The following is a 25,802-nucleotide window of genomic DNA, read 5'->3' as shown; positions in this document are numbered from 1 at the left end:
TTTATTTTTGTCTTTTATACAATTTGTAGGTGATTAAACTTTTGTAAAAGTTCAGCTTGAGTTTCAGTGTATTGCGGATCAGGTTTGATACAGTCAATCGGACACACCGCCACACAAGTGGGTACTTCATAAAAACCGACACACTCGGTACAGCGGAGTGGGGCGATTTCATAGACTTTTGCACCTTCATCGATCGCTTGATTGGGGCATTCAGGCAAACACATATCACAATTGATACATGCATCTGTAATCAGCAAAGCCATTTTAATCTGCCGAATAGGCTAAAGCTGCTGAATGCAATTGCTCAGCAGCATCAGGTAAATTACGGATCAGCAGCGCATAAGCAATATCAATCTCTGGAGAGAGAGGAATTTCAACAATGTGGCCTGAGCCTTTGGCATTCTCAATCGGATTGCCTTTAAGGTCTCGCATCTGTTCCAAGATAAAGCTGATATTACCTTTTGGTGTCATCAGTTCCAGTGAATCGCCAACCAGAAAGCGATTTTTGACTTCGATACGAATATAGTCGCCATTGCGCTCAATCACTTCACCACAAAACTGTTGATAGTCAAAGTGAGATGAACCATCCGTATAATTCTGATAATCGCGATGCACATGACGGCGTAAGAAGCCTTCGGTATAGCCTCTATTGGCCAGACCTTCCAGTTGGGTCATTAAGCTGGTATCAAATGCTTTCCCAGCAAGTGCGTCATCTATGGCCTTACGGTAAATCTGTGCTGTGCGTGCACAATAAAAATAGGATTTAGTGCGACCTTCAATTTTCAGTGAAGCCACTCCAATTTTAGTAAGTCGATCAACATGCTGCACGGCACGTAAATCTTTTGAGTTCATAAAATAAGTACCATGTTCATCTTCTTCAGCCGCAAACATATCTTCATCGTTGCGTTGTACTAAAACAGTGTGTGCTGAGGAATGAGATGTTGAGGCTTGAGAACAACATGTTTTTTCTGAATGGATCTGTTGAACAGGGATCACATCACCATTGGCATCTTCTTGTGCGGCATGAATCTTATAATCCCAGCGGCAGGCATTGGTACAGGCCCCTTGATTGGCATCGCGTTTATTCATATAGCCCGACAATAGGCAACGTCCGGAATAGGCCATGCACAGTGCGCCATGTACAAAAACTTCCAGCTCAATGTCTGGGACCTGTGTCTGAATTTCCTCGATTTCTTCGATCGACAATTCACGAGACAGAATAATGCGGCTTAGACCATAATCCTTCCAGAATTTAACCGTTGCCCAGTTAATGGCATTGGCTTGTACTGAGAGATGAATCTGCATCTCAGGGAAATGTTCACGTACCATCATGATCAAGCCTGGATCAGACATAATCAATGCATCTGGTTGCATGGCAATAATCGGTTCGATATCTCGGATAAAATTTTTAAGCTTGCTGTTATGAGGCTGGATATTGACCACTACATAAAACTTTTTGCCTAAGGCATGCGCCTCATCAATACCCATTTTTAAATTGTCGTGGTCAAACTCATTATTACGCACACGTAAGCTATAACGAGGTTGACCTGCGTAGACCGCATCTGCGCCATAAGCAAAGGCATAGCGCATGTTTTTAAGGGAACCAGCAGGAGAGAGTAATTCGGTATTCATCATGCAGTAAAAGGCATATAAAAAATAGGGGATTATTCTAGAAAGTTCGAAACAATGATTCAACCTAGCATTTTGCTCAGGATTTTATCGATAGGCTGGAAAGATTGCGGGCATAAAAAAAGCACCCGAAGGTGCTTTTTCTAAGAAATTAGTGATGACGATGCTTTCTTTTTTTCTTGTATTTTTTTGACTGGTGATTGTCATAATAACGGTCTTGACCGACTTTACGGCCTAAAGCAGAACCACCTGCGGCACCCGCAGCAGCGCCGATATAACCGCCTGTTGTACCACCGAGGTTTTTACCTACAGTATAACCACCCACACCACCTAAACCACCGCCAATAGCAGCTTCAGTACGTGTACGTTTGCTACTTGCAGCCGCTGCACCACCAGCGCCACCGAGTGCAGAGCCAATCATTGCGCCGTTATTGCCACCGATTTCTTTACCAAGTGCAGTACCAACGACACTACCGAGTGCAGATGTTGCTGCAACACGAGTTGCGTTATCAGCATGAGCGACAGTAACAAGTGATGAAGTTGCAAAGATTGCACCACATAACCAAGCGTTTAATTTCATTTTTTGACTCCGTGTCCGCAATAAATCGGACGTCTTTCTAATGGCAGCAAATGTAACAAAGTTTGAGAATGAAAGTGTGGAGAAGCTGGCCTAAATTATTACTCTTTGGTGTCTGGATTGTAATCTTTTGTTTTATATTAGGTTTTTATAAAATATATAATGATTTAAAAACAAATGGTTAGGGTTTTGTTGTTGAGGATAAGGCTTAAATATTTTTAAGCCTTTATTTCAAAATAAAACTTAGTCCTGTTGTTCATCTTTTACAGAATTGTCTTCTAACTTGAGTTGACGCGGGTTAAATTCTGTTTGGAGACGTAAATAATTTAGATCACGAATATTCTTTTGTGTGGCGACGACACCAAATAAACTTAATAAGAAGGACATAATATAAAAGCCTTTCTCACTCATTGTCAGTTCGGCGTTCCATAAACTAACCAATAAAAGCACGATACACACAGCCATTGAGGCCCAGCACAGTCCGTAGTAAATGGCAGTCACAGGAATTTCTTCAAGTTGATCTCGTACCGTTTTTTGCAGGGATGCTGCCGAGAAAAGGCCATAGAGTAAAATGACAAGATAATAGCCTTTTTCATGGAGTGGCATATTGGCATTCCACAATCCAATCATAAAGCCAACGGCACCTGCAATTAAGGCAACCCAACTTGCTGCAATAAAGGCCGAGGTGGGGCGATTAATAAAATTATTCATAGTTTATCCTGTTGTTTTATCATTCTATTTATCCTCCATTATTTATAGCTAAGCACTCGGCAGAGAACAAGTCGTAAAAACTAAAACTGAACAATTTGTGATGAAATGAGGGGGGAATAGTAAGTTCCACAGTTTCACTATGTCTTTTAAGCGGCAGAGTCTGTAAACTATGCGCAATTTTTTGATTTTGCTCGTGCTTCTTGGGTCTCTATTGTCTGTATTTCATGCCTTGTTTCTGTTGTTTTAGCTGATAACGCAATGCATGGCTGAAAGGCCAACAAACCCTATTTTGATCGCACTGAGTCTTTAGATTTTGAGATATTCCGCCCATGAAAGCATCACTCCGTTTAAGACTCGATCAACTTTGTGATCGTCACGAAGAGCTGACTGCATTACTCGCTGATGTAGAAGTAATTTCGGACAATAAACGTTTCCGTAAATTGTCCCGTGAACATAATGATTTAACTGAAATCACCGAAGTTTGGAGTAAGTATCGTCAAGCGGAAGAAGATATTGAAACTGCCGAAATGATGAAATCAGATCCTGATTTCAAAGATATGGCTGAAGAAGAAATCAAAGAAAATAAAGCACTTCTGGTCGAGCTTGAAGATCAACTTAATGTGTTGATGATTCCTAAAGATCCGAACGATGCCAATGCAGCTTATCTTGAAGTGCGTGCAGGAACGGGCGGTGATGAGGCTGCGATCTTCTCGGGCGATTTATTCCGTATGTACAGTAAATACGCTGAAACCCAAGGTTGGCGTATTGAAGTGCTTTCTGAAAATGAAGGTGAGCATGGCGGTTATAAAGAGATCATTTGCCGTATCGATGGTGAAGGTGTGTATGGTCGCTTGAAGTTTGAAAGTGGCGCGCACCGTGTACAACGTGTCCCTGCAACTGAATCGCAAGGACGTGTTCATACCTCGGCATGTACAGTTGCTATTCTTCCAGAAGTCGATGTAGATACCACAGTTGAAATCAATCCTGCTGATTTGCGTATTGATACTTATCGTGCGTCAGGTGCGGGTGGTCAGCATATTAACAAAACTGATTCTGCGGTGCGTATTACCCATATTCCGTCTGGGGTTGTGGTGGAATGTCAGGAAGAACGTTCACAGCATAAGAACAAAGCCAAAGCGATGGCGTTGTTGGTGTCACGTCTGGAAAATGCCAAACGTGCAGCAGCAGATGCAGCAACATCAGAAATGCGTCGTGATTTGGTCGGTTCAGGTGACCGTTCAGAGCGTATTCGTACCTATAACTACCCGCAAGGTCGTATGACCGATCATCGTATTAACCTGACTTTATATAAGTTAGATGCAATTATGGAAGGTGATTTAACCGAATTACTGGACAGCTTGCATCGTGAATATCAGGCTGATCAGCTGGCGATGCTTGCACAGGAAAATGGCGGCTAATGAATATTGCTCAAGCGTTAGAGATTAAAGGTGAAATTGATAGCTATGAACGTCAGGAGGCGGCATGGCTACTTGAGCATCTTCTTGGTATTAATGCACTGGAACTCAAACTACGCCTTGAGCAAGAATTAACAGACATGCAGAAACAGGCTTATCTGGATGGTCTGGCTCGTATTGAGCAGGGTGAGCCCTTGGCCTATGTCACTGGTTCACAGCCATTTTGGACCTTAGATCTGAAAGTGACCCATGACACTTTGGTGCCACGTCCAGATACTGAAATTCTTGTGGAAACAGTGTTGAAGCTGCCACTGGATCAGCAAGCCAAGATTGTTGATTTGGGTACGGGAACGGGTGCAATTGCTTTGGCACTTGCGAGTGAACGTCCGCAATGGCAAGTCATGGCGACTGATATTTATGAGCCAACTTTAGCGGTTGCTCAGGAAAATGCGCTTCGGCATGGTCTGATGCAGGTGAAATTTGCTTGTGGTGCATGGTTTGAAGCACTGGATGAGCAGCAGTTTGATTTAATTGTGTCGAATCCACCGTATATTGATCCAGAAGACGTGCATATGCAGAAGCTCAAGTCTGAACCTGAGCGTGCCTTGATTGCGGATCGTCAGGGGATGGCGGATATCGAAACCATTATCGAGCAAGGTAAAAACTGGCTCAAACCAAAAGGCTGGATTGTGCTGGAACATGGTTATGACCAAGGTGAAGCTGTTCGCCAGGTCTTCGAGCAGCAAGGTTTTGAGCAAATCCAGACAATTAAGGATTATGGCGGCAATGATCGGGTCAGTTTAGGTCAAAAGTCTGCTTAATCTTTAATATATTGCTGTACGGCTTTTGCTAAATTGTGATTGCCGTGTTTTTCAAGCCCATCAACCACGCCTAAAGCATCTACTTTTTCCCGATTTTGACTCAATTTAAATTTGCCTGTGATCTCGGTGATCTGAATTTCAATGCCCACAATTTCTTGCAATTGCTGAGTAATGTATTCGGCAGGTGCATCTGACATTTTCCATGGAACAGGCTGTTTCGCTTCATGTGTCCGTGTCAGTTTTGCCAAAATGCCGCGCAATGATTTTTCATCAGATAAGAAATTAATTTTGCCTTTAACATGCACCACCTGATAGTTCCATGTCGGTACATGTTGATGATGATGTTGTTTGCTCGGATACCAGTTCGGTGAAATATAACCTTGCTCACCTTGAAAGATAATCAGGACTTCTGTGCCATTTGGGATTTGCGTATGCAATGCATTATTTTTGGCAATGTGTGCAATCAGTGTCGCCGTTTGATTTTCTTCATCGAGTATCAGTTTGAAAGGCAGATGATGGGCATCCAAGCCTTCTGAACTGTGGCTGATAAGGGGAGCAAAAGGATAATCCTGAATCAGTTGATAGAGTTTTTGAGGGTCTTTTTCTTCAAAAATTTCAGGTAAGTACATGGCTTAATTCCTTTTACTCATCAAGTAGGTTCAGTTTGTTTTTCTTTAATGGAGAGGTTTTACGATAACTGCCTGGGCTGACACCACTCCATTTTTTAAAGGCACGGTGAAAAGCACTTGGATCATGAAAGTTGAGGTCATCACTAATACTTTGAATTGAATCATCCGTTTTGCTCAGCCTTTCAATTGCAATATCACAGCGAATGTCATTCTTCAGCTGCTGGTAGCTGACACCTTCCTGTTTTAAACGACGCTGGATGGTGGCTGTCGACATATTGAGCTGCTGCGCAATATCTTTTAGTTCTGCCCATTCCGAAGGTGCTTGTAGAAGCAATTGCCGACGTATTTGTAGACTCAGCGAATTTTCATTCTTGAAACGTACAATCAGGTTGTAGGGTGTATGTTTAAGAAAATCATTAAGTGCCTGTTTATCTTTTTTGATTTTATGTTTCAGATAATGTGCATCAAATTCGATGCTGTTTTGCTCAGCATGGAAGTGGATATTTTCACAAAAACGGACACGATAATCCTGTATTTCTACAGGCGGATGGCATCTAAACGTCATTTTATGAAAGTGAATGCGCTGATCGCTGAGCCAGCACATTAAGCTGTGAACCAGCATCAGAAAGGTCGAGTAAGTAAACATCCGCTTCGGCTGTTCACGATCATGCAGAATCAGATAGGCTTTCGCACCTTTCTGAACCAGTTCACCCCGAATATCATCCAGAATCAGTGCTAAAAACTTTAGAATTTCTTTAATTGCCTGTTCCAGCGTTTCGGTATTAAAGGCAAGCTTTGCCAGTAATTGATAGCTACCACGGCGCATGGGATGGGTATCCATACCGAGAAACTCATCATTCATACTCTCCGCCAGTTCTACCCATAACTGGGCACACTGCGCGACAGGAACGCGAGCTTTGCTTGAGGTTAACAACTCAGCAGAAATGCCAGCCCGATTGGCAATACTGACAATATTTAAACCGCGACTTGCAGCAACACTTAATGCTTCCCGAATTAAAGCATTTGAAATTGTATCCTTGGCCGCATTAAGATCGTGAGTAAGGTTTTTGGTCATATCAGCATAAAATACAGGAGAATAAATAGATCGACTGCTCAAAAGTCGCATTAACTTTGCTACTTTTTGAAATTGTATCGGAAAAAAGTTGCCTTTAGGCTTAGTTATAAAAATTTATATCTTTAATTTGATAGGAAACGTAAATGAAAATTCAGGGAAAACATTTTGTTATTACAGGCGGTGGCTCTGGTCTAGGTGCAGCAACAGCTGAACATTTGGTTGAAAAAGGTGCGTCAGTCACTTTGGTTGATATGAATGTTGAAGCAGGACAACAACAAGCACAAGCATTGGGAGCACAGGCAGAATTTGTAAAACTGGATGTGACCGATGAAGCAGCTGCGGAACAGTTTTTTAAAGATGTGTTGGCCAAACATGGCAGTGTATATGGCCTGATCAATTGTGCGGGCATTGGCCCTTCGGCAAAAGTTGTGGGTAAAGAGGGCGTACATGATTTGGCAATGTTCTCGAAAACGTTACACATCAATGTCACAGGCACATTTAATATGTTGCGCTTTGCCGCGGATGCCATGAGTAAGAATACCGTTGCGGAAGGTGATGAAGATCGAGGGGTGATCGTCAATACAGCTTCGGTTGCAGCCTTTGATGGACAAATTGGGCAGGCAGCATATTCTGCATCGAAAGGTGCCGTTGTGGCGATGACTTTGCCGATTGCACGAGAACTTGCTCGTCATGCGATACGTGTGATGACCATTGCACCGGGTATTATGGAAACCCCGATGTTAAAAGGTTTACCGCAGAACGTACAGGATGCTTTAGGGCAAATGGTCCCTTATCCTTCACGTTTGGGGCGCCCAGAAGAATTTGCTCGATTAGTGGCACATATCGCGGAAAACTCATATCTAAATGGTGAAGTGATTCGTTTGGATGGTGCGATTCGTATGGCACCAAAATAAGTTTTTTTAAAAAATTGAATCAATCTACAGAACAGTTGTGAGCTTGGCGCTAGCAACTGTTTTTTATTCTTGCTCTCAAATTTTATATTGTGTGTTGACGGGTTTGACTCTAAGGTAAGAAACAGCTTCTTGATAAGAATAACGATAGCTCAAGGATTTAGATATGAAATATAGACTGATGATTGCTACATTGTTTGGCCTGAGTGTAACGGGTTGTGTCGGTAATATGAATCCAACAGGTGGAAATTCATCACCGAATTATCCCTATTATAAAACTCGCGAAGTGCGCATCGTTAAAAAAATTCAGGTACCCGTAGGCACAACCTTGGTTTATGAAACCCAGTTTTTAAAGGAAGGCGAGCAAGATAAAATAATGTCTGAGGATAAACTCAAAGATATTCGTTTTCCTCAAGATCAACCGATGATGTGGGGTGGCGTGCCTGTGAGCATGATTTCGAAATTTTTTAATTCAGAAATGCATGGTTTTTCTGTATATGCCGACTTTCAACAACTTGATGCAAAGCAACGCAGTCGATTTGCTCAGTTGTGGCAGAGTTGTGATGATGATTTAGGGATTACAGTCAAAGACACCACGGACTGGTCTTTTAATAAAGCCAATATCGCCGATGTAGAAAGCTGTAGTGTCAATTATCAGCGTTATTTTAAAGACAATCAGAAACAGCAGCAGTTCCTAGATACCTTGTATCGTGAAATGATGAAAGCAGAGTAAATAAAACAGGCAATGCTGAAAATCATTGCCTGAGCTTTCGCTGATTATCTGGCTTTGACTTCATCACCAATCAAATAAAAGGTTCCACCCGCAATATAGTGCAAGCTTCGCAACTCTTTTGCAGCGTTCTGAAAATGCCAGTGTCCATCTCGGAATACGCGAGAATCGGCCCATGCTGCAACCACAGATCCAATAAATAAATCGTGTGCTTGCTGGTTATGTGGCTCTGGAATAACTTTGCAAATCAACCATGCCAGACTGCCTGTGACCAGCGGGACTGGATAGGGATCCTGATAAAACAATTCCGTTTTGCAATCTGCCAGTTTGGTGGGCTGATCAAATTTACTAATCGTACCGAGTTGGTGCACCATATCAATTTGCGCATAGCAGGGCACCTGTAGCGCAAAATAACCACTTTGCTCAACCAGTTGTCGGGTCTTGGTACTTTTGTCCAGAACAACAGTGACTTTGGCTGGCGTAAGTTCCAGTGCACATGCCCAAGCAGCAGCCATCACATCAGCGTCCTGTTCATGCTGAGCAGATACCAGAACAGTAGGGCCATGATTTAATAGACGATAGGCTTTGGAAAGTTCAACGGCTGTAATGTCTTGAGCACTCATATGCGATCCAGCTGGATGATAAGACTGGTTATTGTTACATAATCTCTCGAAAAATAAGATTCAATTTTTCTGCATTTAACATGTTCACTACAGCAAAAAAGGCAGCATGATTCAGTGTTTTTTTTTGCGTGAAAATTCAAAGCAGATATTAAGTTCTCATATACATCGATGCTTATATTTTCATTGTGTATCGCGTAGAACCTTTTTAACAACGCGTAAAGTGGAAATCCATTCCATTCGCGTTGGGTATGTACATTCATCGGAATTTTATCAATCAGTCGTAATTTTGGCCTGAATTGTTATGATTTTGGCGCAGTTTGCTTTAGTCTAAAAATCAAACAATATTAAAGGAGGGTGATTTGATATCCCTTTTGTATGGTCGGAATGATTCCACATACAAAATTATAGGACTAACACTTTGTAATAAAAATGAAAAATGCTCGGAGCAAAAACGTGAAAAAGAAATATTTAAATGCTATGGCGTTAATGGCAGGCATGTTTATTAGTAGTGGAACCGTTGTTCATGCAGGTTTGTTTGATTTTCTATCACCTAAAGCCTCATGGCAAAACTGTAATGTGAACGGTTGCTCAGTCGGTGGTAGTACCAACGTCACCTCCAGTTATGCAAAAACCAAGTATCCTATTCTCTTAGCCCATGGTATGGCTGGATTCTCAGCGGTTGGCCCATTGCAATACTGGAACGGGATTACTGAAGATCTGGTTGGAAATGGGGCCAATGTATTTGTTGCACAGCAAGCTTCTTTTAATTCATCGGAAGTACGCGGTGAACAACTATTGCTACAAGCCAAACAGGTGCTGGCAATTACAGGTGCTGAAAAAATCAATCTAATTGGCCATAGCCATGGCTCACAATCGGTTCGTTATGTTGCAAGCTTATTGCCGAATAAGATTGCTTCAGTGACAGCAGTAGGAGGTCCAACTAAAGGTTCAGATGTTGCAGATGTGGTCGATTCAGTTGTTAAATCACCTGCTGGCCCAGCACTTGCACCTATTATTGCGGCAGGCGTAAATGCCTTCTTCTCATTGGTCGGCATAGGTTCTGGTCATTACTATGATCAAGATGCAATTGCAGGATTAAACTCACTCACGACCAGCGGTTCAGCAGACTTTAATAAACGCTTCCCAGCAGGCGTACCAACCACAGCCTGTGGATCTGGTGCTGAACTGGTGAATGGGGTTCGTTATTATTCATGGAGTGGAACCAGCCCATTTACCAATGCAGCTGATCCGATGGACTATGCTTTAACAGCGACCTCTTTACTCATCTCAGGTGAAAATGATGGTTTGGTACCACGTTGTTCGAGCCATTTAGGCACGGTCATTCGTGATAACTATGCATTTAACCATTTGGATGAGGTAAATCAGGTATTAGGTTTGGTAGGGTTTTTGCAAAATCCAGTCACGCCGTACCGTGCACAAGCCAATCGTTTAAAAAATCAGGGGTTATAATAAATAAGCTAAAGGGGCAGTATTTGCTCCTTTAGCTAAAATGGATTGAAAAATAAAGGATAAATAGAGCAAGGGATGATGAACGGTAAATTTTTAAATAATAAAACCATCAGTTTGTGTGTAATTATCGGTTTATTGCTGATATTGGCTTTGATTTACTGGATATTTAAGCCAGATGCACAAACGACTTCGCATCCATTGAACCAGCAGGCTCAAGCCCAGTCCTCAGAATATAATTTTGCTGGTGCTACACAAGATCATCAAAAGGGAAAATTACCTGTTCTAGCGGCTTCATTACAAGGAACTGAAATTGATTGTCCTATTCAGGTAGATGCCAACGGTAAACTTGTACTGACAGTTGGAATCCGTAGTTGTTTTGATTATTTCTTTTCAAGTCTGGGCGAGAAAACCGAAACGGAATTGATCGCGGATATTCGTCAATATCTAACAGCAACACTACCTGATACGGCTTCAAGTTATGCGATTTATTTGTTAGATCAATATGTGGCGTACAGTCATACCCTCAAAAATTTAAAACCCAGTGGTAATTTTAAAACGGGTGATATTGAGGGTTTTCAGAAAGTCCTTGATCAGATGTATAAAGTCCAGCAGCAGTTTTTTAATGCGGCTGAGATCAATGCCTTGTTTGGTAATGAACGTAAGTTAAATCAGTTTAATATTGAGCAGATGCGTATTCATGCCAATAAGATTTTAACTGCACAACAAAAAGCGGCTGAATTGGCAAAACTGATTGATCAGCTTCCTAGTACGATGTCGGATGGTGTTCGGGTTTCTATGCAATTTGCTGAGTTACAGCAATTGACGCAGGAAATCCGTGAGAAAGGTGGCTCTGCACAAGAGCTTCGGAATATGCGTGAAAGTCTGTTAGGGCCAGAAGCTGCGGATCGACTGGAAAAAGTGGATCAGGAAGAGGCAGGCTGGCAAACACAGGTTAATGGTTATTTGGCTGAGCGCGACCAGATTTTAAAAAGTGATGCGAGTGATGCCAGTAAACAACAGTCGATTAATCAATTGCGGAATCAATCTTTTGGAACTAAAGAAGATGTATTAAGAGCGCAATCTTATGAAATGATGCATGATCGGAAGTAGTGTTTTTAAGTGTATTTGAATTTTAGAAAATAATGGGTGGCAGATAAGTTTATGGCAAAGTTATTCTTAAGTATCATTGCCTGATCATCGCAATGATGGCCTTAATCGTTCAAAAAAATTAAGGTCATTTTTATATGGGTGAACATAATCTACCTAGGCGGTAGTCAACAAATGCACGTATGAAGAAAAGCGAGCGTTTGACTTCTAACCTACCTATACGGTAGTCAACTACATGTGTTTGCCATCCCCACCACGGTTAAACTTCTAAACTACCTATACGGTAGTCAACTATAAAATATAATATATAACTTACGTTAAAACATAAAGTTATAATTAAAAAAGGATAAATACCTTAAGTTTTAGTCGATATTATAAATTTTTGATTTTATTAAGCTATTAAAGTTAGATCGAATTGTTGGGGTAAAAACTAAGCTTGGTCGAAAGAAAATGCGTTTAGATAAAATTTATTACTTTCCTCAAATCCTTCATCGACTTAGAATCAGCACTATCTTGAAGATAAAGAAGTAGCCACGTGTCAGACCATTTTGAAAACGAATTTGAGCTTAGTAATGAGGAAATGCATCTCTATAGTCGTCAGATTTTATTAGATGGTTGGGATATTGAAGCACAAGAAAAACTAAAACTTGCCAATGTACTGATTATCGGCGCAGGTGGAATCGGCTGTACCAGTGCTGAGCTACTGGCTCGTGCTGGAGTGGGGAAAATTACTATTGTCGATGCCGACACCATTGAGATGAGTAATCTACAACGCCAAATTGCATTTACCTCAAATGATTTAGGCCGATACAAAGCTGAAATATTGGCAAAACATCTACAAGCAATTAATCCACATATACAAGTCCGCTATCAAAATATACGTTTCGATGAAACGAATGCTGATGACTTCGTACAGCATCAGGATGTAGTGTTAGATGGTTGCGATAATTTTACCACGCGCTATCTGGTGAATCGTGTCTGTAAAACACACCAAGTGCCACTTATCAGTGCTTCAGCGATTGGTTTTGAAGGGCAGATGTTTATGGTTGAGTCAGATTCCGCTTGTTATGAATGCTTATTTCCTAAAGAAGAGCATGCCAATGAAGGCTTGCGCTGTGCTGAGTCAGGCGTATTGGCAACGACACCTGTAATGATCGCGTCATTACAAGCACATCACACTTTGCTGTTTTTAGGGCTAGGTTTGACGCCACTTAAACAAAAACTGTTGCTTTGGAATGGCTTAAATCTATCACAACGCATTCTTAAATTTGAAAAAGATGTAAATTGTCCAGTTTGTCAGGCAACTTGATCGGTAAAATGAGCAAAATTTGCTAAACTAATGCCATCTGTGAGGCAAGAAAGATTATGAAAAGAAATATTTTATTCGATGGATTACGCTCTGTTGCACGTATTGGTGAAACAGTGGTGGTTGCAGCACAAGCAGGTGTGAAATATGCAACTGAAAAACCAAGCAATGCCAAACTCATGCGTGAGACCTTTGAGTCGCTTGGTTCGACTTATATCAAGCTAGGCCAGTTTATTGCCAGTACGCCGTCTCTATTCCCGCGAGAATATGTTCAGGAATTTCAGGGCTGTCTAGATCAAACGCCGACTTTACCTTTTAGCTATATTCAAAAGGTTTTGGCGGAAGAATTTGAAGGTCGAAATCTCAATGAAATTTTCAGTTTTATTGATGAAAAACCATTAGCTTCTGCTTCGATTGCACAAGTTCATCCAGCAAGATTGGTGACGGGTGAAGATGTTGTTTTAAAAGTTCAGAAACCTGGCGTTGAAACGATTCTTTATACCGATTTGAATGTGGTGCATTGGGCAACCAAATTACTCGAAAAAGCAGTCCCTAAAATCAAATTTGCTTCACTGTCTGAAATTGTCGATGAAATTAAGACACGCATGGTACGTGAAGTTGATTTTATCGAAGAAGCACAAAATCTGGATGACTTTATCCAGTATCTGAATATCTCAGGCAATCAGGCTGCGACAGCGCCAAAGGTGTATCACCAGTTTTCAACCCGCCGTGTACTGACCATGCAACGTCTATATGGTGTGCCATTGACGGACTTTGACGTCGTCAAACAATATGCTAAAGATCCAACACAAGTTCTGATTACAGCTATGAATACTTGGTTTGGTAGCTTGATGTTGTGTAAGAGTTTCCATGCAGACTTACATGCAGGCAATTTGATGTTGCTTGAAGATGGTCGTATTGGCTTTATCGATTTTGGTATTGTCGGTCAGTTAAAACCAGAAGTTTGGACGGCATGTATGGCATTTATGGATGCGTTGCAGCACACCAACTACGTTGCGATGGCTGAGAATATGCTCAAGATGGGCATGACGCATCAAAAAATTGATACGCAAGTATTGGCCGATGATCTCGAACGTTTGTTTAGTGGTGTATTGCTGGCAGATCCACAAGAAATTCTAAGTTCGAATCCAGCAGATCTGAATGACATCATGATGGATATGGTGGCTGTGGGTGAACGTCATGGCATCAAATTCCCGCGTGACTTCGCGTTATTATTCAAGCAAATGTTATATTTTGATCGTTTCATGCGTGTTCTTGCACCATATACCGATATTTATGCTGACCAACGTTTGAAAATGGTTCACAATATTGAACCTGCTTCTTTTTTAAAGCATTAATTTATTTATCGGTTCAATAGGTCATTATGGATGCCATTATTATTGAGGGGTTAAAAGTTGATACTGTGATCGGCTGTTTCAACTGGGAACGCCAGATTATTCAACCTTTAACGTTAGATCTCACCATTCATAATGATCTTAGTCAGGCTGCAAACTCGGATGAGCTGGAAGATACGCTCAACTATGCTCAAATCTGTGAGCTTGCAGCACAAGTGATTCAAACAGCAAAACCAAAACTGATTGAGCATGCTGCTCAGTTGGTTCTTGAGTGTCTATTTACGACTTTTCCTTCTATTGAGTCGATCACGATCACGATTCGTAAACCCGCAATTATTGCTCAAGCTAATGCAGTAGGAATTCGCCTTGAACGCAACAGAAACAATTTTTGCGCTCGCACTGGCGAGTAATCTCCAGCAGCAACAAAATTTCACTTTTGCTTATGAGCAGATTGCTCAACTCGGTAGAGTGGTGTTTTCTCCGATTTATGAAATTCCATGTCGAGATGGGATCGGGGCTGATTACTGGAACTCGGCCTGTCTATTAACAAGTCAACTTAGTATTGATGAAATCACTGAACTGTTAAAAAGGCTGGAACAACAATCAGGGCGTACTCGTCCTTCGCATCAGATCACGCTGGATATTGATGTGATTGCTTGGGGACATACCTTAGAGAATATGCAGTTTAATCCTAAAAAATTACCTTTAGCATTGGATGTGAAAATTCCTCTATTTGATTTATGGCAACATGCTGATCTAAGCTATGATCAAAAGGTAAACTATCCTGTCATTACAATGTAATGTTTTTGAATGTAATCGCATAATAATTAGGAACATTTTCATGAAAAATATTTTAATTTTATCGACTTTGATGGTTTTACTTTCTGGTTGTGCAGCCATGAGTGTTGAGCAATGTAAAACTGCCAACTGGTTAAGCGTGGGTGAAAAAGATGGTTCGGCTGGGCATGAATCACGTCTAGATAAGTATTATTCATCTTGTCAGAAAGCCAATGTTGTTCCTAATCAGAGTCTCTATGAAAAAGGCTATCAACAAGGTCTAGGTTATTATTGTCAGCCTGAAAATATTTTCAGTGAAGCGTTAGAAGGTCGTGGGGATTTCCGAGTTTGTCCTGTTGAAAAACGCCAATTACTGCGACCTTATTATCAGGCTGCCAACGAATATTATCAGGCTGATTCGGAGTTCAGCCGTTCACAGAATGAGATGAATCGGTATTTAAAAGAGCTGGAACGTACCGATCTTTCTTCTAAAGTTCGGGATGATTATAAGAAGCGTTTATATGATCTACGGATCAATAGCAGCAGCGTACAATCGCGTTATCATGATGCCGTGAGAAACATGGAACGTTTTAAAGCAGAACATGGTCTAAATTAAGTTGAAAATATGGTTTTAAACAGCCTGTGATTTCGGTCACAGGCTGTTTTTGCTTTTGGGATTAAACATTTAAATTACAGACCCATGCCGAGATCAATGTTTAAATATTTAACTGATCAATCGCAAGGGATGCATCATGCAAATCAAATTTATTACTGTCGGACTGATGGCATGTGTTGTCATGAACTCTGCTTATGCCATTGATGCCAAATATAGAGAACAGCTCGAACGTTCAGGCTGTACGCAACTGAGTGAAGCGCAAGGTTGTGATATTCATAAAACAGCAGAAGAAAATATGAAGGCTGGATTTACAGCGCCAGATGCAGTTGCGGCGCCTGAGAATGGTGTCAATCAACCACAATGGATTGCTGAAAGATCAGATGGAACAACCTTGGCAACCATTCGAATTGACCAGCAACAGCGTGTCTGGGTGAATGATACCAGAGTAGCCGCAACTCAAAAAAATGGTCAGTTTGAGTTTAGACAAGGCAAAATTAACTATACGATTTTTACGGATCTGGAAAAGCAACCACAAAGTTTCTGGTCTGACCGTTATTCGACAGATAAAGGGAAAATTGTATTTCGCTGATCTTTTATAATAGTTTTATGAAAAATTGAGCAGAAAAAAGGGAATTATGAAGCCATAATTCCCTAGACGAGTTTATAAATAATAACTGGTTTTTGTCATTAATTTTGAAATTGCGGTCATGGTAATGCGTACAGGCACGGGTAAATCGACTCCGCCTGCATTCAATGCGGTATCCCGATGATGCAATTCATCTTCATTCATCTGCTCAAGAATTTTACGTGAACGATCATCATGTGCAGGCAATTGCTGGAGATGTTCTTGTAAATGCTGGCTCACCTGACGTTCAGTTTCAGCGACAAAACCTAGGCTGTATTTGTCGCCTGCAATGCCTGCAATCGCACCCATGCCGTAAGACAATCCATACCAGATTGGATTCAATACACTGGTGTGGCTATCCAGTTCTTTTAAACGATCTTCACACCACGCCAAATGATCTTGTTCTTCGATCGCAGCATGCTGCATTTCTTCACGAACGTGTGGCAGCTTTGCCGTCAATGCCTGTCCATGATACAGCGCTTGGGCACACACTTCACCACTGTGGTTTACACGCATCAAGCCCGCGACATGGCGTGCATCACTCACACAGAGTTGTGAAGGTTCATCACTGGCTGGATTTGAGCGTTGAGCACTGGTCGCTCCAGGTACCAGACTACGTAAAGCCTGATCAAAAGAATTAATAAGTTTATCGAGACCTGTGTATTGACGCATATATTAATCCTCTAAAGTATTGGGCGCATTTTCCAATAATGGTTTGAGTCGTTTTAATAACCAGAATGAGAAAATTGCACTTAAAACAGCAGTAATGGTGAATAAGATTTTAATATCAATTTTTAAAATGCTTAAGATTAAAATTGAAAAAACTGCCGAAGAGACCATAAATACAGCATTTAAGATATTGTTTGCTGCAACAACACGCGCCCGGTGCGAGCGTGGTGAGTAGGCTTGCATCATGGCATAAAGCGGTACGATATAAAAACCGCCGCTGATCCCGAGTAAAGTAACGGCAAGCATAACGTGATAATAGACGGCACCTTGCGTAAACATATCTTTTAAAGTGAGTAGGTCGCCAGTATGTTCAGGTACAAATGTCAGACTTGCTGCAAGATACAACGCAAAAACAGTTAGGCCAATCGCGCCATAGGGCACCATTTTGATATTGATTTCAGTGCCGCCAATACGTCTGCATAATAATGAACCAACGCCAATACCAACCGAGAAAAAAGTCAGAAGTAGACTCACCACATTTTCAGAAGCATGTAGGTTTTGCTGTGTGAGTTGTGGAATCTGGGTCAGGTAGGTAGCACCATAAAACCAGTACCAAGAATTACCTAACAGAATCACAAAAACAATCGGGATACTTTTTGCATATCGAATAGTCTGAAAACTGGTACGAAAAAAATTCCAGTCAATTTTAAGATCGGGAGCAGCGACTTTTTGTGGCAGAATAAAACGACTACACAAATAGCCTAAGCAAGCAATAGTTACCACAGTTACACTGATCCAGAGCAGATTGCCTTCAGAAGAAGCAATTACTGCACCACCAAGAATCATCCCCAGTAAAATCGCAATCGATGTACCTGACTGGAATAAGGCATTACCGGACATCAGTTCTTGTGGCTTTAAAATTTCAGGCAGAATGGCATATTTGATCGGCCCGAAACAGGTGGAATGTGTTCCCATTAAAAATAGGGCAAATAACAGCAGCCAAAGATTGCCTAGCAAAAAACCTGCTGTACCAATCAACATGATGACGATTTCTAATATTTTAATGAAGCGAATAAGCTGTGAGCGTTCGTATTTATCTGCAATTTGCCCAGCTGTAGCTGAAAAGAAAAAGTAAGGAAGAATAAACAGTAACGCTGCTAAATTATTTAAAGTACTGACGGGCGCACTTTGTTGTTGAATCCAACCATAAGTGATGACTAACAGAAGCGCTTGTTTATAAACATTATCATTCAGTGCTCCAAAAAATTGCGTGAAAAACATCGGGGCAAACCGACGTGATGTCATTAAGCGCTCATCTTGTTTCATCGTGTGTTCACTTCATTGTGATTTATAAAAAAATGTGACGAACTGTAAAAATGTGATGAAATGCATGTATGATATCCCTGTCTGATTGGATGAAAAATCAAAGATTTGAAGTTGTTTCAGCCATCAAAAATGATAAATTAAAAAATAAGTTTAGAGTTCTACATGCCATCTAAATCGAAGTTTAAACAGTCAACACTGGTTCATTCTATGCATTTAATTTTTAAAATGCAGGGTTTTCCTAAACTTATTTGTAGCGGTTTTTTAATTACTTCTTGTATATCAGTTGCTTATGCGCAAGAGCAAATTTTAAACCCGACTGAAAATCAGACAGCGGATCAGGCCGAACAACAGGCCAATGCGGCGACTGCTTTGATGAAGCAGCAACAAGCGCTTTTGAATGATCAAGAAAATTCGTTGTCTGTGCAGGACAGTTTGACGGCTTTAAAGCAGCAAGAACAGTCAGCAAATCAGATTGATGAGTTAAAACCGATTCAGTTGGATGATAATTTAGAGAATTTGCCGGTGATTCCTGTGGATCAATCGATGGCAAATGAAATCTTTCGTGTCGCGGAAGACGCAAAAAATGAAGCAAAGAACTATCGTGAAAATACTGCTAAAACCCCTGAAGTCTCGGTAAGCGATGTTTCTCAATCTGAACTGACTGAAATTAAAAGTGCGCCTGTCAATATTGATCAGTTGATGCGTGATATCCAGACGGATAGCAAGATTGTAGTAGAAGCGAATGAGGCGGGACGAACCTTACCTGAATTTCAGACGCAAACAGAGCAGACTGCTGAAAAAGAAGGTTTCTTTAAAAGAATCTGGCATCGCTTGCGTCCAGAGAATCTGCTGAATACAGATAAAGTACCTCGTATTACGGCAGATGTTACGGGCGCACCACCAATTCTGGCTGCAAATATCAAGGCCAAGTTATCCAGTTTTACTCAGGAATCTTTTGAAGAGTTTAATGTTGCCTTGCCGCAATTACGTGCTTTGACTAATCAGGCAGCCCAAGCAGTGGGTTATTACAACGCCACTTATACTTTTGTGAAAGAAAGCGAGAGTAAAGTTAAGGTTATTGTGGTGCCGAATGAACCCGTCAAAATTAAAGAACAAAATATTGAATTTACGGGTGCAGGTGCAAACATTCCTCAATTCCAAGTGATTCGTTTGATTCCAGAACAGGATGAAGGCGATATTTTTAACCATGGAAAATATGAAGAGACAAAAAACAAAATCACGACTGTTGCGACAGATAACGGTTATTTTGATGCGTTCTGGCGCTTGCACGATGTGAAGATTAGCCAGCCTGAGAAAACCGCAGACATTAACCTGAAATATGAAACAGGTGATCGTTACAAACTGAAGAAAGTAGAATATCGGATGAGTGATCCGAGCAAGCCATTACCTTTAACCCAGAAAGTGCTGGATAGTCTGGCGCCCTGGAATGAAGATGATGACTATGCCTTCTGGCGTGTCAATGCTCTGGCCAATAACTTAACCAATACCCGTTATTTTAACTATACGCTGGTGGATACAATCAAACCGGATGCCATTCAGCCGCCACTTGAGTTACCACCAGATTTGCAAGCTTTGGTCGATCAGCAACGTATTCAACAGTCACAGTTGTTAAATAGTCAGCAAAAGGCTGATCTTGCACGAGCAAAAATTACCTCTGCGGAAGAAGTCACTCAGGATGTTGTGGATGAGTCGCAATTCTCAGGCGGTGAACAGGCACAGACCTATTCTTTAGCCCGTTCAATGCCGATGCCAACGCATGATGAAGATGATGAAACGCGTCAAAAACAAGAAGAGCAAGCACGTATCGATCAGAAAATTCCTGTGGTCGTGACTCTGAATGCGGACCGTTTAAATAGTCTAGAGACGGGTATTGGTTATGGGACCGATACTGGGGCGCGTATTCGTACCCAATATCGCCGAGCGATTGTCAATAAATATGGTCATTCTTTTGATGCCAACGTCGAGGTTTCTGAAATCCGTCAGTCGATTGATGGTCGTTACAGCATTCCTTATAAGCATCCGTTAAATGACTATTTCAACCTTGTGGGTGGTTATGAGCGTGAAACGCGTGATGATATTGGGCCAGATGTCAACTTGCTGATCGAGTCTGCGGTCGTGGGTGGTGAACGTGTCATCAAAAATCCACTCGGCGACTGGCAACATACTTTTGGTTTGCGTTATCGTTTAGACCGTTTAACTGAAAAAGGAATTGTGGATATTGATGAAATTCCAGATGCCTTTAAAGTTTCGCAACCTGAGCAAGAATCTTTGCTCTTGAGCTATGAAGCTTCTAAAACCAATAGTAATACTCGTTTGAACCCAACCAAAGGGTTTAAACAAACCTATAAAGTTGAACTGGGTACAGAATCATTATTGTCCGATGCCAATATGGCGATTGTGAGTGCAGGCTGGCGCTTTATTTATTCACTGGGTGAAAATGACAATCACCAGTTTGTCGGTCGTGGCGATGCAAGCTATATTTTTACCGATGATTTTAATAACGTGCCTTATAACTTGCGTTTCTTTACTGGTGGTGATCAGTCTTTACGTGGTTTTGACTATAAGAGCTTATCTCCAGAAGAAAATGGCTATAAGTTGGGTGGACAAGCTTTAGGGGTTGGTTCATTAGAATATAATTACCAATTTAAAGATGGCTGGCGTGCTGCCGTATTCTCAGATTTTGGTAATGCCTATGACAAACAGTTTAGCAATCCAACAGAATATAGTGTGGGTGTCGGTATTCGCTGGAGATCACCAATTGGACCGATTCGTCTCGATATTGCCTCTGGTATTTCGAATGAGAATAATCCGATCCGATTGCATTTCTTTATTGGTCCACAACTTTAAAACTTTTTTATAACCCTTCTATAAAGGGAAAACAATTTCAGGTTGATTATGACGGAAGTAGAACAGCAACTGACACCTCCAGCTGGACCAAGAAAAAATCGGCATATTGTTCGAAATATTGTGCTGATCGTGCTGATCATTCTTTTATTATTGGTCAGCTCTTTAGTTGTAATGATGTCTACGGATAAAGGTAGCCGTTTTCTATTAGATCGCGTGCTGCAAAGCCAGAAAATTATTAAATACGAATATGAAGGCGGTAATCTGCTATCGGGCATTATCCTGAAAAATATTCTGGTGCAGTTACAGGCCGTTGATGTTTCTTTAGATCGTGCCGATGTCTCTTTGGGCTGGAGAGCGATTCTAAGTAAAGAAGTACATTTGAGTCATGCTGATGTTCGTAACCTGAAAATTATTAATAAAAAACCACCATCAGATGAACCGTTTGGATTTGATCCGATCAAGCTGCCATTTGTCTTGCGTATCAATGAAGCCAGTCTGGATCATCTGGAAATCCAGACTGCAACCTCAAAGGTTGATTTTAATGATGTTTATTTAAAAGATGCGTTGTGGTCTGAGACTAAGCTGGAATTTGAAGACTCGCGTATGGATATGGGCTATTTAGCTGTCCAGAATGCTTCAGGTCAGATGGATTTTAGTGGTAAATATCCTTTAAATGCCAACGCTGATTTAATTATTCCGTCGTTAAAAAGTCTGGATATTGAAACGATTAAGGTTGCAGCGCGTGGTTCTTTAGATACTTTGAGAGTAGGCGTTGCAACAACCACACCTGATTTGCTCACAGGTCGGGCAACGCTTCATCCTGTGCGTGAACATGTGCCTATGCAAGGTGAGTTATTTTTAAAAAATTATCATTTGCCTTTACTAAAAGACCAGAAACTCTTTGCTAAAGATGGCGTGGTCAGATTTAACGGTGATATACAAAAACTGGCCTTAAATCTCGATACGGATTTAAAAGGTGAGCAAATTCCTGAAGGGAAATATACCGCACTGATGGATACAGATTTAACCCATCAGTTAAATATCCGTGATTTTAATGGTCAGTTAATGAAAGGTGCTGTCAGCCTGAATGGTATAGTTAACTGGCATGAGCATGTATCTTGGGATGTTAAAGGTCGTCTTGATCATCTGGATCCTGAAAAGACCACAGTACCGCAGATCGCACAAGACTTTTTACCACCAAAACTTGATGCAAATATCAGTTCTTCTGGCTCATTGAAAAAAGGTTTAGCGCTAACGGCTCAAGTGGCCTTTGATAAATATGAGACATGGGCACTCAAACTTGATCAGGCTGAAGAAAAAAATAATAAAGCTCAGCCTATGCTGCTGGATATTTCATGGAAAGGCATTGATCGTGCCATGCCTTACATTGGCTGGTTGAGTAGTGAGGAAGGTCATACCAATGTGGCACTCAAAGAGGGACAACAGGATATTTATGTTGCAACCACTGTGCGTCCGCATGAACAGGCTTTGTTACCAACAGGTAAATATGAAGCGCGACTCGATTTAAAAGACAATCTGTTAAATGTCGAAAATTTCCGTTACCAAGCTGAAAAAGGCAGTTTGTCTGGTCTGGCAAAAGTTAAATTGCCAACTGAAAAGCAGCAACTGTCATGGCAAGCTCAGCTTAAAGCTCAAGATTTTAATCCGCAAACTGTTGCTGCGGCAGCACCTGTTAATTTGTTAAATGGTGATATTAAAGCAAGCGGTTTTGCCAAGCCAAATCAGCAAGTAATTCAGCTTGAACAAATTGATCTGAAAGGCCAGCTTGCCCAAGCCAATCAACAGGAAACCATTGCCTTAAAAGGAAAAAGTACAGCAGCTTTAATTTTCCATGACGAAAAAGCGGGTGGCGGATTCAAGAGTTTTGCTGTGGACTATAATGGCTCTTTAAATGCCTTGAATCAGGGTGATGGTCTATTAAAAATCAATGTTGCAGGAACACCGGATTACATCAAGATTAATGAACTTAAGCATGATGGCGTTGCGGGTAAGGTCTTTGCGACGGGTGCCGTGAATCTTAAAGATAAGCTTGGTTGGGATATCGATGCTTCGCTGGTACGTTTTAAACCACAATATTTTGTTTCCAGTGTCAAAGGTGAAGTGTCGGGGCATGTTAAAACACAAGGTGTCTGGTCCGATAAACTGAAACGGATAGATATCCGTCAGCTCAATGCAGCAGGCTTCTTGAACAATAAACCGATTCGTGGCCGTGGTAATCTCAGCTTATTGCTTGATTCAAATCAGGATGGTTTTTTACCGCAGCAATTTGAGGCCAATGACCTGTTCCTTGCCTATGCACAGAACCAGTTGCAAGCCTCAGGCAATGCACAAAGCTTAAGAATCAAACTGAATGCACCTGCGTTGTACGAGTTATATCCCGGTTTGCGTGGGCGTGCGTATGGTAGCTTAAACGTTCAGTCACAGCCGCGTTTAAGAGCAACGGCAAACATGGCGGTCGATGACTTTGGATTTAATGATCTGGTCAGTATCAAGTCATTACGCGTACAAGGTGAACTACCGACATCTGAGACTACACCAACTCAATTAACGGCGACGTTGACTCAGCTGCGGAATGGTAATCGCGAAATCCAGAATGCCACTGTCAATCTGGCAGGAACACGTAAAGCACATGTCTTGAAAGTAGAGAGTAAAAATCGTCAATCTAATTTCTATGTGCAACTGGCAGGTGGCTTTAATCCAAATAATGACTGGTTAGGACTGGTGCAGAAAGGTAACTTTACTTCACGTAATATCAGCCTAGTGCAAAACCAGAATGCACCGATTATCTATACCGCTGCGAAACAGGAACTCTATGTTGGACAGCATTGCTGGCAGAGTGCCAATAGTCAGTTATGTCTGGATCAGCCTGCACGCATCAGTAAGGCAAAAGGTAACTTCTCACTAATTACCAAGAATCTGGACTTAAAAGACTTTACTGCATTTATGCCAGAAGGTCTGGCGGTGACAGGTCAGCTCAATGGTTATGCTAAAGCCTCTTGGGCGAATGGCAGTCATCCAAAACTGGATGCCCGTTTAGTGACTCGTAAAGGTGAAATCGGTCTGGCGGCAGATGATCCGCAAGATCCAGCCACAACCGTCACCTACGATGAATTGAGCCTGATTGCCAAAAGTATCAGTGAGGGAATGTTATTCCGTGTGGATATGAAGACCCCTGATATCGGGACGGGCTATGCCAATGTGATTATTGATCCATTCCAGAATAATATGCCAATGCGCGGCGAAGTAGCCTTTGATGATGTGCAGTTAAAAGTCTTCAAGCCGTTTATCAAAGATGTACGTTCAATGGCTGGCACATTGTCACTGGCTGGAAAAGTAAATGGTACCTTAACGCAACCGCAGATTACGGGTGAAATGCGTTTAAAAAATGGCGCAATCAGCATGATTTCGCTGCCAGTCAATTTAAGCAATATCCAGCTTTATTCATCTATTCGCCAAGACTATGCCACGATTGATGGGGCATTCAACAGCGGACAAGGTGTAGGGCGCTTAAAAGGGAACTTTGACTGGAAGAATGATCCACATTTAAATCTGACATTAAAAGGCGATAACCTACTGATTCGTCAGGCGCCAATGATTACGGCAATTGTAGAACCTGACCTGACGCTGGATGTTTATCCATTTAATCAGCGTCTCAGCTTAAAAGGTAAGATTGATGTTCCTCGTGCTCGTATTTCGATGCCAGAAAGCTCTGCTACGGTTGTGAATCTGTCACCAGATGTACGCGTTGTACAGCAAGGCCAAGATTTACTTGCGACTTTAAAAGCAGCTAAACCGTGGGATATTCGTGCCGATATGACCGTGACACTGGGTAATCAGGTCATCTTCCAGGGCTTCGAGAGTACCATTCCACTGGTCGGACGTTTGCATCTATCTCAACGTGGTCTGGAAACAGCAATGCGTGCCAATGGTGCAATTGGTGTGAGCCAGAAAGTGAAGATTGAAGCCTATGGTCAAAGCCTTGACCTGAACCGTGCGATTGCACGTTTCAATGGCCCATTGGCGAACCCGACATTGGATATTGATGCCAATAAACCGGTTCAAGGCAGTATGGTCGGTGTACGGGTAACAGGTACAGCAACCGTGCCGAATATTCAGGTTTATAACGATGCTGGCTTATCTGAACAAGAAGCACTCAATGCCTTACTGACGGGTCGTATTAATGAAGGTAACAGTGGTTTAAGTAATACCGAAGGCTTTAAGTCCGATGTCAATAACACCATTGCTGCCGCAGGGATCAGTATGGGCTTAGGTGGTACACGTGCCTTGACCAATCAAATTGGTAGAACCTTTGGTCTAAGTGGTTTGGCTCTAGATGCACAAGGGACTGGTGACGATACACAGGTGAGCCTGACAGGCTATATTACGCCAGACCTATTCATTCGTTACGGTATTGGGGTATTTACACCAGTGAACAAGTTAACCTTGCGTTATCAAATGAACCGCCGTTTATATCTGGAGGCAAGTCAGTCTTTAGAACGAGCCATCGATATTTTCTACAACTGGCGTTTCTAGCAATACCA

Annotated in this window: 23 protein-coding genes; 14 read left to right on the top strand and 9 right to left on the bottom strand. The window is 41.6% G+C overall.

Translation table 11 applies throughout. The annotated features are described in order from the left end of the window. Window positions 1-14: 14 nt before the first annotated feature. From IEV36_RS03570 to yiaA, 4 genes are all read right to left on the bottom strand, one after another. The gene (locus IEV36_RS03570; RefSeq protein WP_005258042.1) at window positions 15-263 is read right to left on the bottom strand and encodes a YfhL family 4Fe-4S dicluster ferredoxin; all 249 of its coding nucleotides are present in this window, start codon (window positions 261-263) and stop codon (window positions 15-17) included. Between the two features lies 1 nt (window position 264). After that, entirely contained in the window at window positions 265-1,632 is a 1,368-nt protein-coding gene (gene trhP, locus IEV36_RS03565) for a prephenate-dependent tRNA uridine(34) hydroxylase TrhP (protein WP_032864056.1), read from the bottom strand. 148 nt (window positions 1,633-1,780) lie between these two features. Then, a complete protein-coding gene (locus tag IEV36_RS03560; protein WP_004772639.1) occupies window positions 1,781-2,209 on the bottom strand; it encodes a hypothetical protein in 429 nt (142 codons plus the stop codon). A gap of 240 nt (window positions 2,210-2,449) precedes the next feature. Continuing rightward, window positions 2,450-2,917 (bottom strand): inner membrane protein YiaA, encoded by a 468-nt coding sequence (gene yiaA / locus IEV36_RS03555; protein ID WP_005258039.1) that lies wholly within the window; start codon window positions 2,915-2,917, stop codon window positions 2,450-2,452. A 329-nt stretch (window positions 2,918-3,246) separates the two neighbouring features. Here yiaA and prfA point away from each other — a divergent pair, with 329 nt between their 5' ends. Both prfA and prmC read left to right on the top strand, forming a co-directional pair. Beyond that, entirely contained in the window at window positions 3,247-4,335 is a 1,089-nt protein-coding gene (gene prfA / locus IEV36_RS03550) for a peptide chain release factor 1 (protein ID WP_004772635.1), read from the top strand. Next, window positions 4,335-5,153 carry a peptide chain release factor N(5)-glutamine methyltransferase gene (gene prmC, locus IEV36_RS03545; protein ID WP_005258037.1) on the top strand — a complete coding sequence of 273 codons (819 nt, stop codon included), beginning with the start codon at window positions 4,335-4,337 and terminating at the stop codon, window positions 5,151-5,153. Before prfA ends, prmC begins: the two co-directional genes overlap by 1 nt. On the opposite strand, the gene IEV36_RS03540 is transcribed toward prmC, so the two are convergent. Together IEV36_RS03540 and IEV36_RS03535 are read right to left on the bottom strand one after the other, a co-directional pair. Further along, window positions 5,150-5,782, bottom strand: a complete 633-nt coding sequence (locus tag IEV36_RS03540) for an FMN-binding negative transcriptional regulator (protein ID WP_005258035.1) — start codon at window positions 5,780-5,782, stop codon at window positions 5,150-5,152. The genes prmC and IEV36_RS03540 overlap by 4 nt on opposite strands. A 13-nt stretch (window positions 5,783-5,795) precedes the next feature. Further along, window positions 5,796-6,857, bottom strand: a complete 1,062-nt coding sequence (locus IEV36_RS03535) for an AraC family transcriptional regulator (RefSeq protein WP_032864055.1) — start codon at window positions 6,855-6,857, stop codon at window positions 5,796-5,798. Between the two features lie 143 nt (window positions 6,858-7,000). Here IEV36_RS03535 and IEV36_RS03530 point away from each other — a divergent pair, with 143 nt between their 5' ends. Beyond that, entirely contained in the window at window positions 7,001-7,771 is a 771-nt protein-coding gene (locus IEV36_RS03530) for an SDR family NAD(P)-dependent oxidoreductase (RefSeq protein WP_004772629.1), read from the top strand. Window positions 7,772-7,934: 163 nt separating this feature from the next. Beyond that, on the top strand, window positions 7,935-8,501 hold the full coding sequence (locus tag IEV36_RS03525) for a hypothetical protein (protein ID WP_005258031.1): 567 nt from the start codon (window positions 7,935-7,937) through the stop codon (window positions 8,499-8,501). Window positions 8,502-8,545: 44 nt separating this feature from the next. Here IEV36_RS03525 and IEV36_RS03520 read toward each other — a convergent pair whose 3' ends face one another. After that, window positions 8,546-9,121 carry a flavin reductase family protein gene (locus IEV36_RS03520; protein WP_005258030.1) on the bottom strand — a complete coding sequence of 192 codons (576 nt, stop codon included), beginning with the start codon at window positions 9,119-9,121 and terminating at the stop codon, window positions 8,546-8,548. 453 nt (window positions 9,122-9,574) lie between these two features. Here IEV36_RS03520 and IEV36_RS03515 point away from each other — a divergent pair, with 453 nt between their 5' ends. The 8 genes from IEV36_RS03515 (at window position 9,575) to IEV36_RS03480 (ending at window position 16,341) form a co-directional block, all read left to right on the top strand. Beyond that, window positions 9,575-10,591: a lipase family alpha/beta hydrolase gene (locus IEV36_RS03515; RefSeq protein ID WP_004772624.1), complete on the top strand. Its 1,017-nt coding sequence runs from the start codon at window positions 9,575-9,577 to the stop codon at window positions 10,589-10,591. Between the two features lie 78 nt (window positions 10,592-10,669). Further along, window positions 10,670-11,701 carry a lipase secretion chaperone gene (locus IEV36_RS03510; RefSeq protein ID WP_005258029.1) on the top strand — a complete coding sequence of 344 codons (1,032 nt, stop codon included), beginning with the start codon at window positions 10,670-10,672 and terminating at the stop codon, window positions 11,699-11,701. A 577-nt stretch (window positions 11,702-12,278) separates the two neighbouring features. Next, entirely contained in the window at window positions 12,279-13,007 is a 729-nt protein-coding gene (locus IEV36_RS03505; RefSeq protein ID WP_227610468.1) for a HesA/MoeB/ThiF family protein, read from the top strand. Window positions 13,008-13,063: 56 nt separating this feature from the next. Then, window positions 13,064-14,362: an ABC1 kinase family protein gene (locus tag IEV36_RS03500; RefSeq protein ID WP_004772617.1), complete on the top strand. Its 1,299-nt coding sequence runs from the start codon at window positions 13,064-13,066 to the stop codon at window positions 14,360-14,362. Window positions 14,363-14,388: 26 nt separating this feature from the next. After that, window positions 14,389-14,769, top strand: a complete 381-nt coding sequence (gene folB, locus IEV36_RS03495; protein WP_005258027.1) for a dihydroneopterin aldolase — start codon at window positions 14,389-14,391, stop codon at window positions 14,767-14,769. After that, on the top strand, window positions 14,726-15,160 hold the full coding sequence (locus IEV36_RS03490) for a 2-amino-4-hydroxy-6-hydroxymethyldihydropteridine diphosphokinase (protein WP_005258026.1): 435 nt from the start codon (window positions 14,726-14,728) through the stop codon (window positions 15,158-15,160). Before folB ends, IEV36_RS03490 begins: the two co-directional genes overlap by 44 nt. Before the next feature lie 40 nt (window positions 15,161-15,200). Further along, window positions 15,201-15,752 (top strand): DUF2799 domain-containing protein, encoded by a 552-nt coding sequence (locus IEV36_RS03485; protein WP_005258025.1) that lies wholly within the window; start codon window positions 15,201-15,203, stop codon window positions 15,750-15,752. Window positions 15,753-15,888: 136 nt separating this feature from the next. Beyond that, window positions 15,889-16,341, top strand: coding sequence for a hypothetical protein (locus IEV36_RS03480; protein WP_005258022.1), 453 nt, complete (start codon window positions 15,889-15,891; stop codon window positions 16,339-16,341). Between the two features lie 72 nt (window positions 16,342-16,413). Here the strand turns inward: IEV36_RS03480 and coq7 are convergent, their stop codons facing one another. Both coq7 and IEV36_RS03470 read right to left on the bottom strand, forming a co-directional pair. Further along, entirely contained in the window at window positions 16,414-17,049 is a 636-nt protein-coding gene (coq7, locus tag IEV36_RS03475; protein ID WP_005258021.1) for a 2-polyprenyl-3-methyl-6-methoxy-1,4-benzoquinone monooxygenase, read from the bottom strand. A gap of 3 nt (window positions 17,050-17,052) precedes the next feature. Further along, a complete protein-coding gene (locus IEV36_RS03470) occupies window positions 17,053-18,372 on the bottom strand; it encodes an MFS transporter (RefSeq protein ID WP_005258020.1) in 1,320 nt (439 codons plus the stop codon). A gap of 162 nt (window positions 18,373-18,534) precedes the next feature. Here IEV36_RS03470 and IEV36_RS03465 point away from each other — a divergent pair, with 162 nt between their 5' ends. Continuing rightward, window positions 18,535-21,240, top strand: a complete 2,706-nt coding sequence (locus tag IEV36_RS03465; protein WP_005258019.1) for an autotransporter assembly complex protein TamA — start codon at window positions 18,535-18,537, stop codon at window positions 21,238-21,240. Window positions 21,241-21,288: 48 nt separating this feature from the next. Continuing rightward, window positions 21,289-25,794: a translocation/assembly module TamB domain-containing protein gene (locus IEV36_RS03460; protein WP_005258018.1), complete on the top strand. Its 4,506-nt coding sequence runs from the start codon at window positions 21,289-21,291 to the stop codon at window positions 25,792-25,794. Window positions 25,795-25,802 lie beyond the last annotated feature (8 nt).

The organism is Acinetobacter vivianii, from assembly GCF_014635885.1.
GTDB lineage: Bacteria > Pseudomonadota > Gammaproteobacteria > Pseudomonadales > Moraxellaceae > Acinetobacter > Acinetobacter vivianii.
This window is presented reverse-complemented; position numbering and strand designations above follow the sequence as displayed.

Coding starts and splice junctions, on each gene's coding strand:
- IEV36_RS03570 (WP_005258042.1), bottom strand. CDS start 263: ATGGCTTTGCTGATTACAGATGCATGTATCAATTGTGATATGTGTTTG.
- trhP (WP_032864056.1), bottom strand. CDS start 1,632: ATGAATACCGAATTACTCTCTCCTGCTGGTTCCCTTAAAAACATGCGC.
- IEV36_RS03560 (WP_004772639.1), bottom strand. CDS start 2,209: ATGAAATTAAACGCTTGGTTATGTGGTGCAATCTTTGCAACTTCATCA.
- yiaA (WP_005258039.1), bottom strand. CDS start 2,917: ATGAATAATTTTATTAATCGCCCCACCTCGGCCTTTATTGCAGCAAGT.
- prfA (WP_004772635.1), top strand. CDS start 3,247: ATGAAAGCATCACTCCGTTTAAGACTCGATCAACTTTGTGATCGTCAC.
- prmC (WP_005258037.1), top strand. CDS start 4,335: ATGAATATTGCTCAAGCGTTAGAGATTAAAGGTGAAATTGATAGCTAT.
- IEV36_RS03540 (WP_005258035.1), bottom strand. CDS start 5,782: ATGTACTTACCTGAAATTTTTGAAGAAAAAGACCCTCAAAAACTCTAT.
- IEV36_RS03535 (WP_032864055.1), bottom strand. CDS start 6,857: ATGACCAAAAACCTTACTCACGATCTTAATGCGGCCAAGGATACAATT.
- IEV36_RS03530 (WP_004772629.1), top strand. CDS start 7,001: ATGAAAATTCAGGGAAAACATTTTGTTATTACAGGCGGTGGCTCTGGT.
- IEV36_RS03525 (WP_005258031.1), top strand. CDS start 7,935: ATGAAATATAGACTGATGATTGCTACATTGTTTGGCCTGAGTGTAACG.
- IEV36_RS03520 (WP_005258030.1), bottom strand. CDS start 9,121: ATGAGTGCTCAAGACATTACAGCCGTTGAACTTTCCAAAGCCTATCGT.
- IEV36_RS03510 (WP_005258029.1), top strand. CDS start 10,670: ATGAACGGTAAATTTTTAAATAATAAAACCATCAGTTTGTGTGTAATT.
- IEV36_RS03505 (WP_227610468.1), top strand. CDS start 12,279: ATGCATCTCTATAGTCGTCAGATTTTATTAGATGGTTGGGATATTGAA.
- IEV36_RS03500 (WP_004772617.1), top strand. CDS start 13,064: ATGAAAAGAAATATTTTATTCGATGGATTACGCTCTGTTGCACGTATT.
- folB (WP_005258027.1), top strand. CDS start 14,389: ATGGATGCCATTATTATTGAGGGGTTAAAAGTTGATACTGTGATCGGC.
- IEV36_RS03485 (WP_005258025.1), top strand. CDS start 15,201: ATGAAAAATATTTTAATTTTATCGACTTTGATGGTTTTACTTTCTGGT.
- IEV36_RS03480 (WP_005258022.1), top strand. CDS start 15,889: ATGCAAATCAAATTTATTACTGTCGGACTGATGGCATGTGTTGTCATG.
- coq7 (WP_005258021.1), bottom strand. CDS start 17,049: ATGCGTCAATACACAGGTCTCGATAAACTTATTAATTCTTTTGATCAG.
- IEV36_RS03470 (WP_005258020.1), bottom strand. CDS start 18,372: ATGAAACAAGATGAGCGCTTAATGACATCACGTCGGTTTGCCCCGATG.
- IEV36_RS03465 (WP_005258019.1), top strand. CDS start 18,535: ATGCCATCTAAATCGAAGTTTAAACAGTCAACACTGGTTCATTCTATG.
- IEV36_RS03460 (WP_005258018.1), top strand. CDS start 21,289: ATGACGGAAGTAGAACAGCAACTGACACCTCCAGCTGGACCAAGAAAA.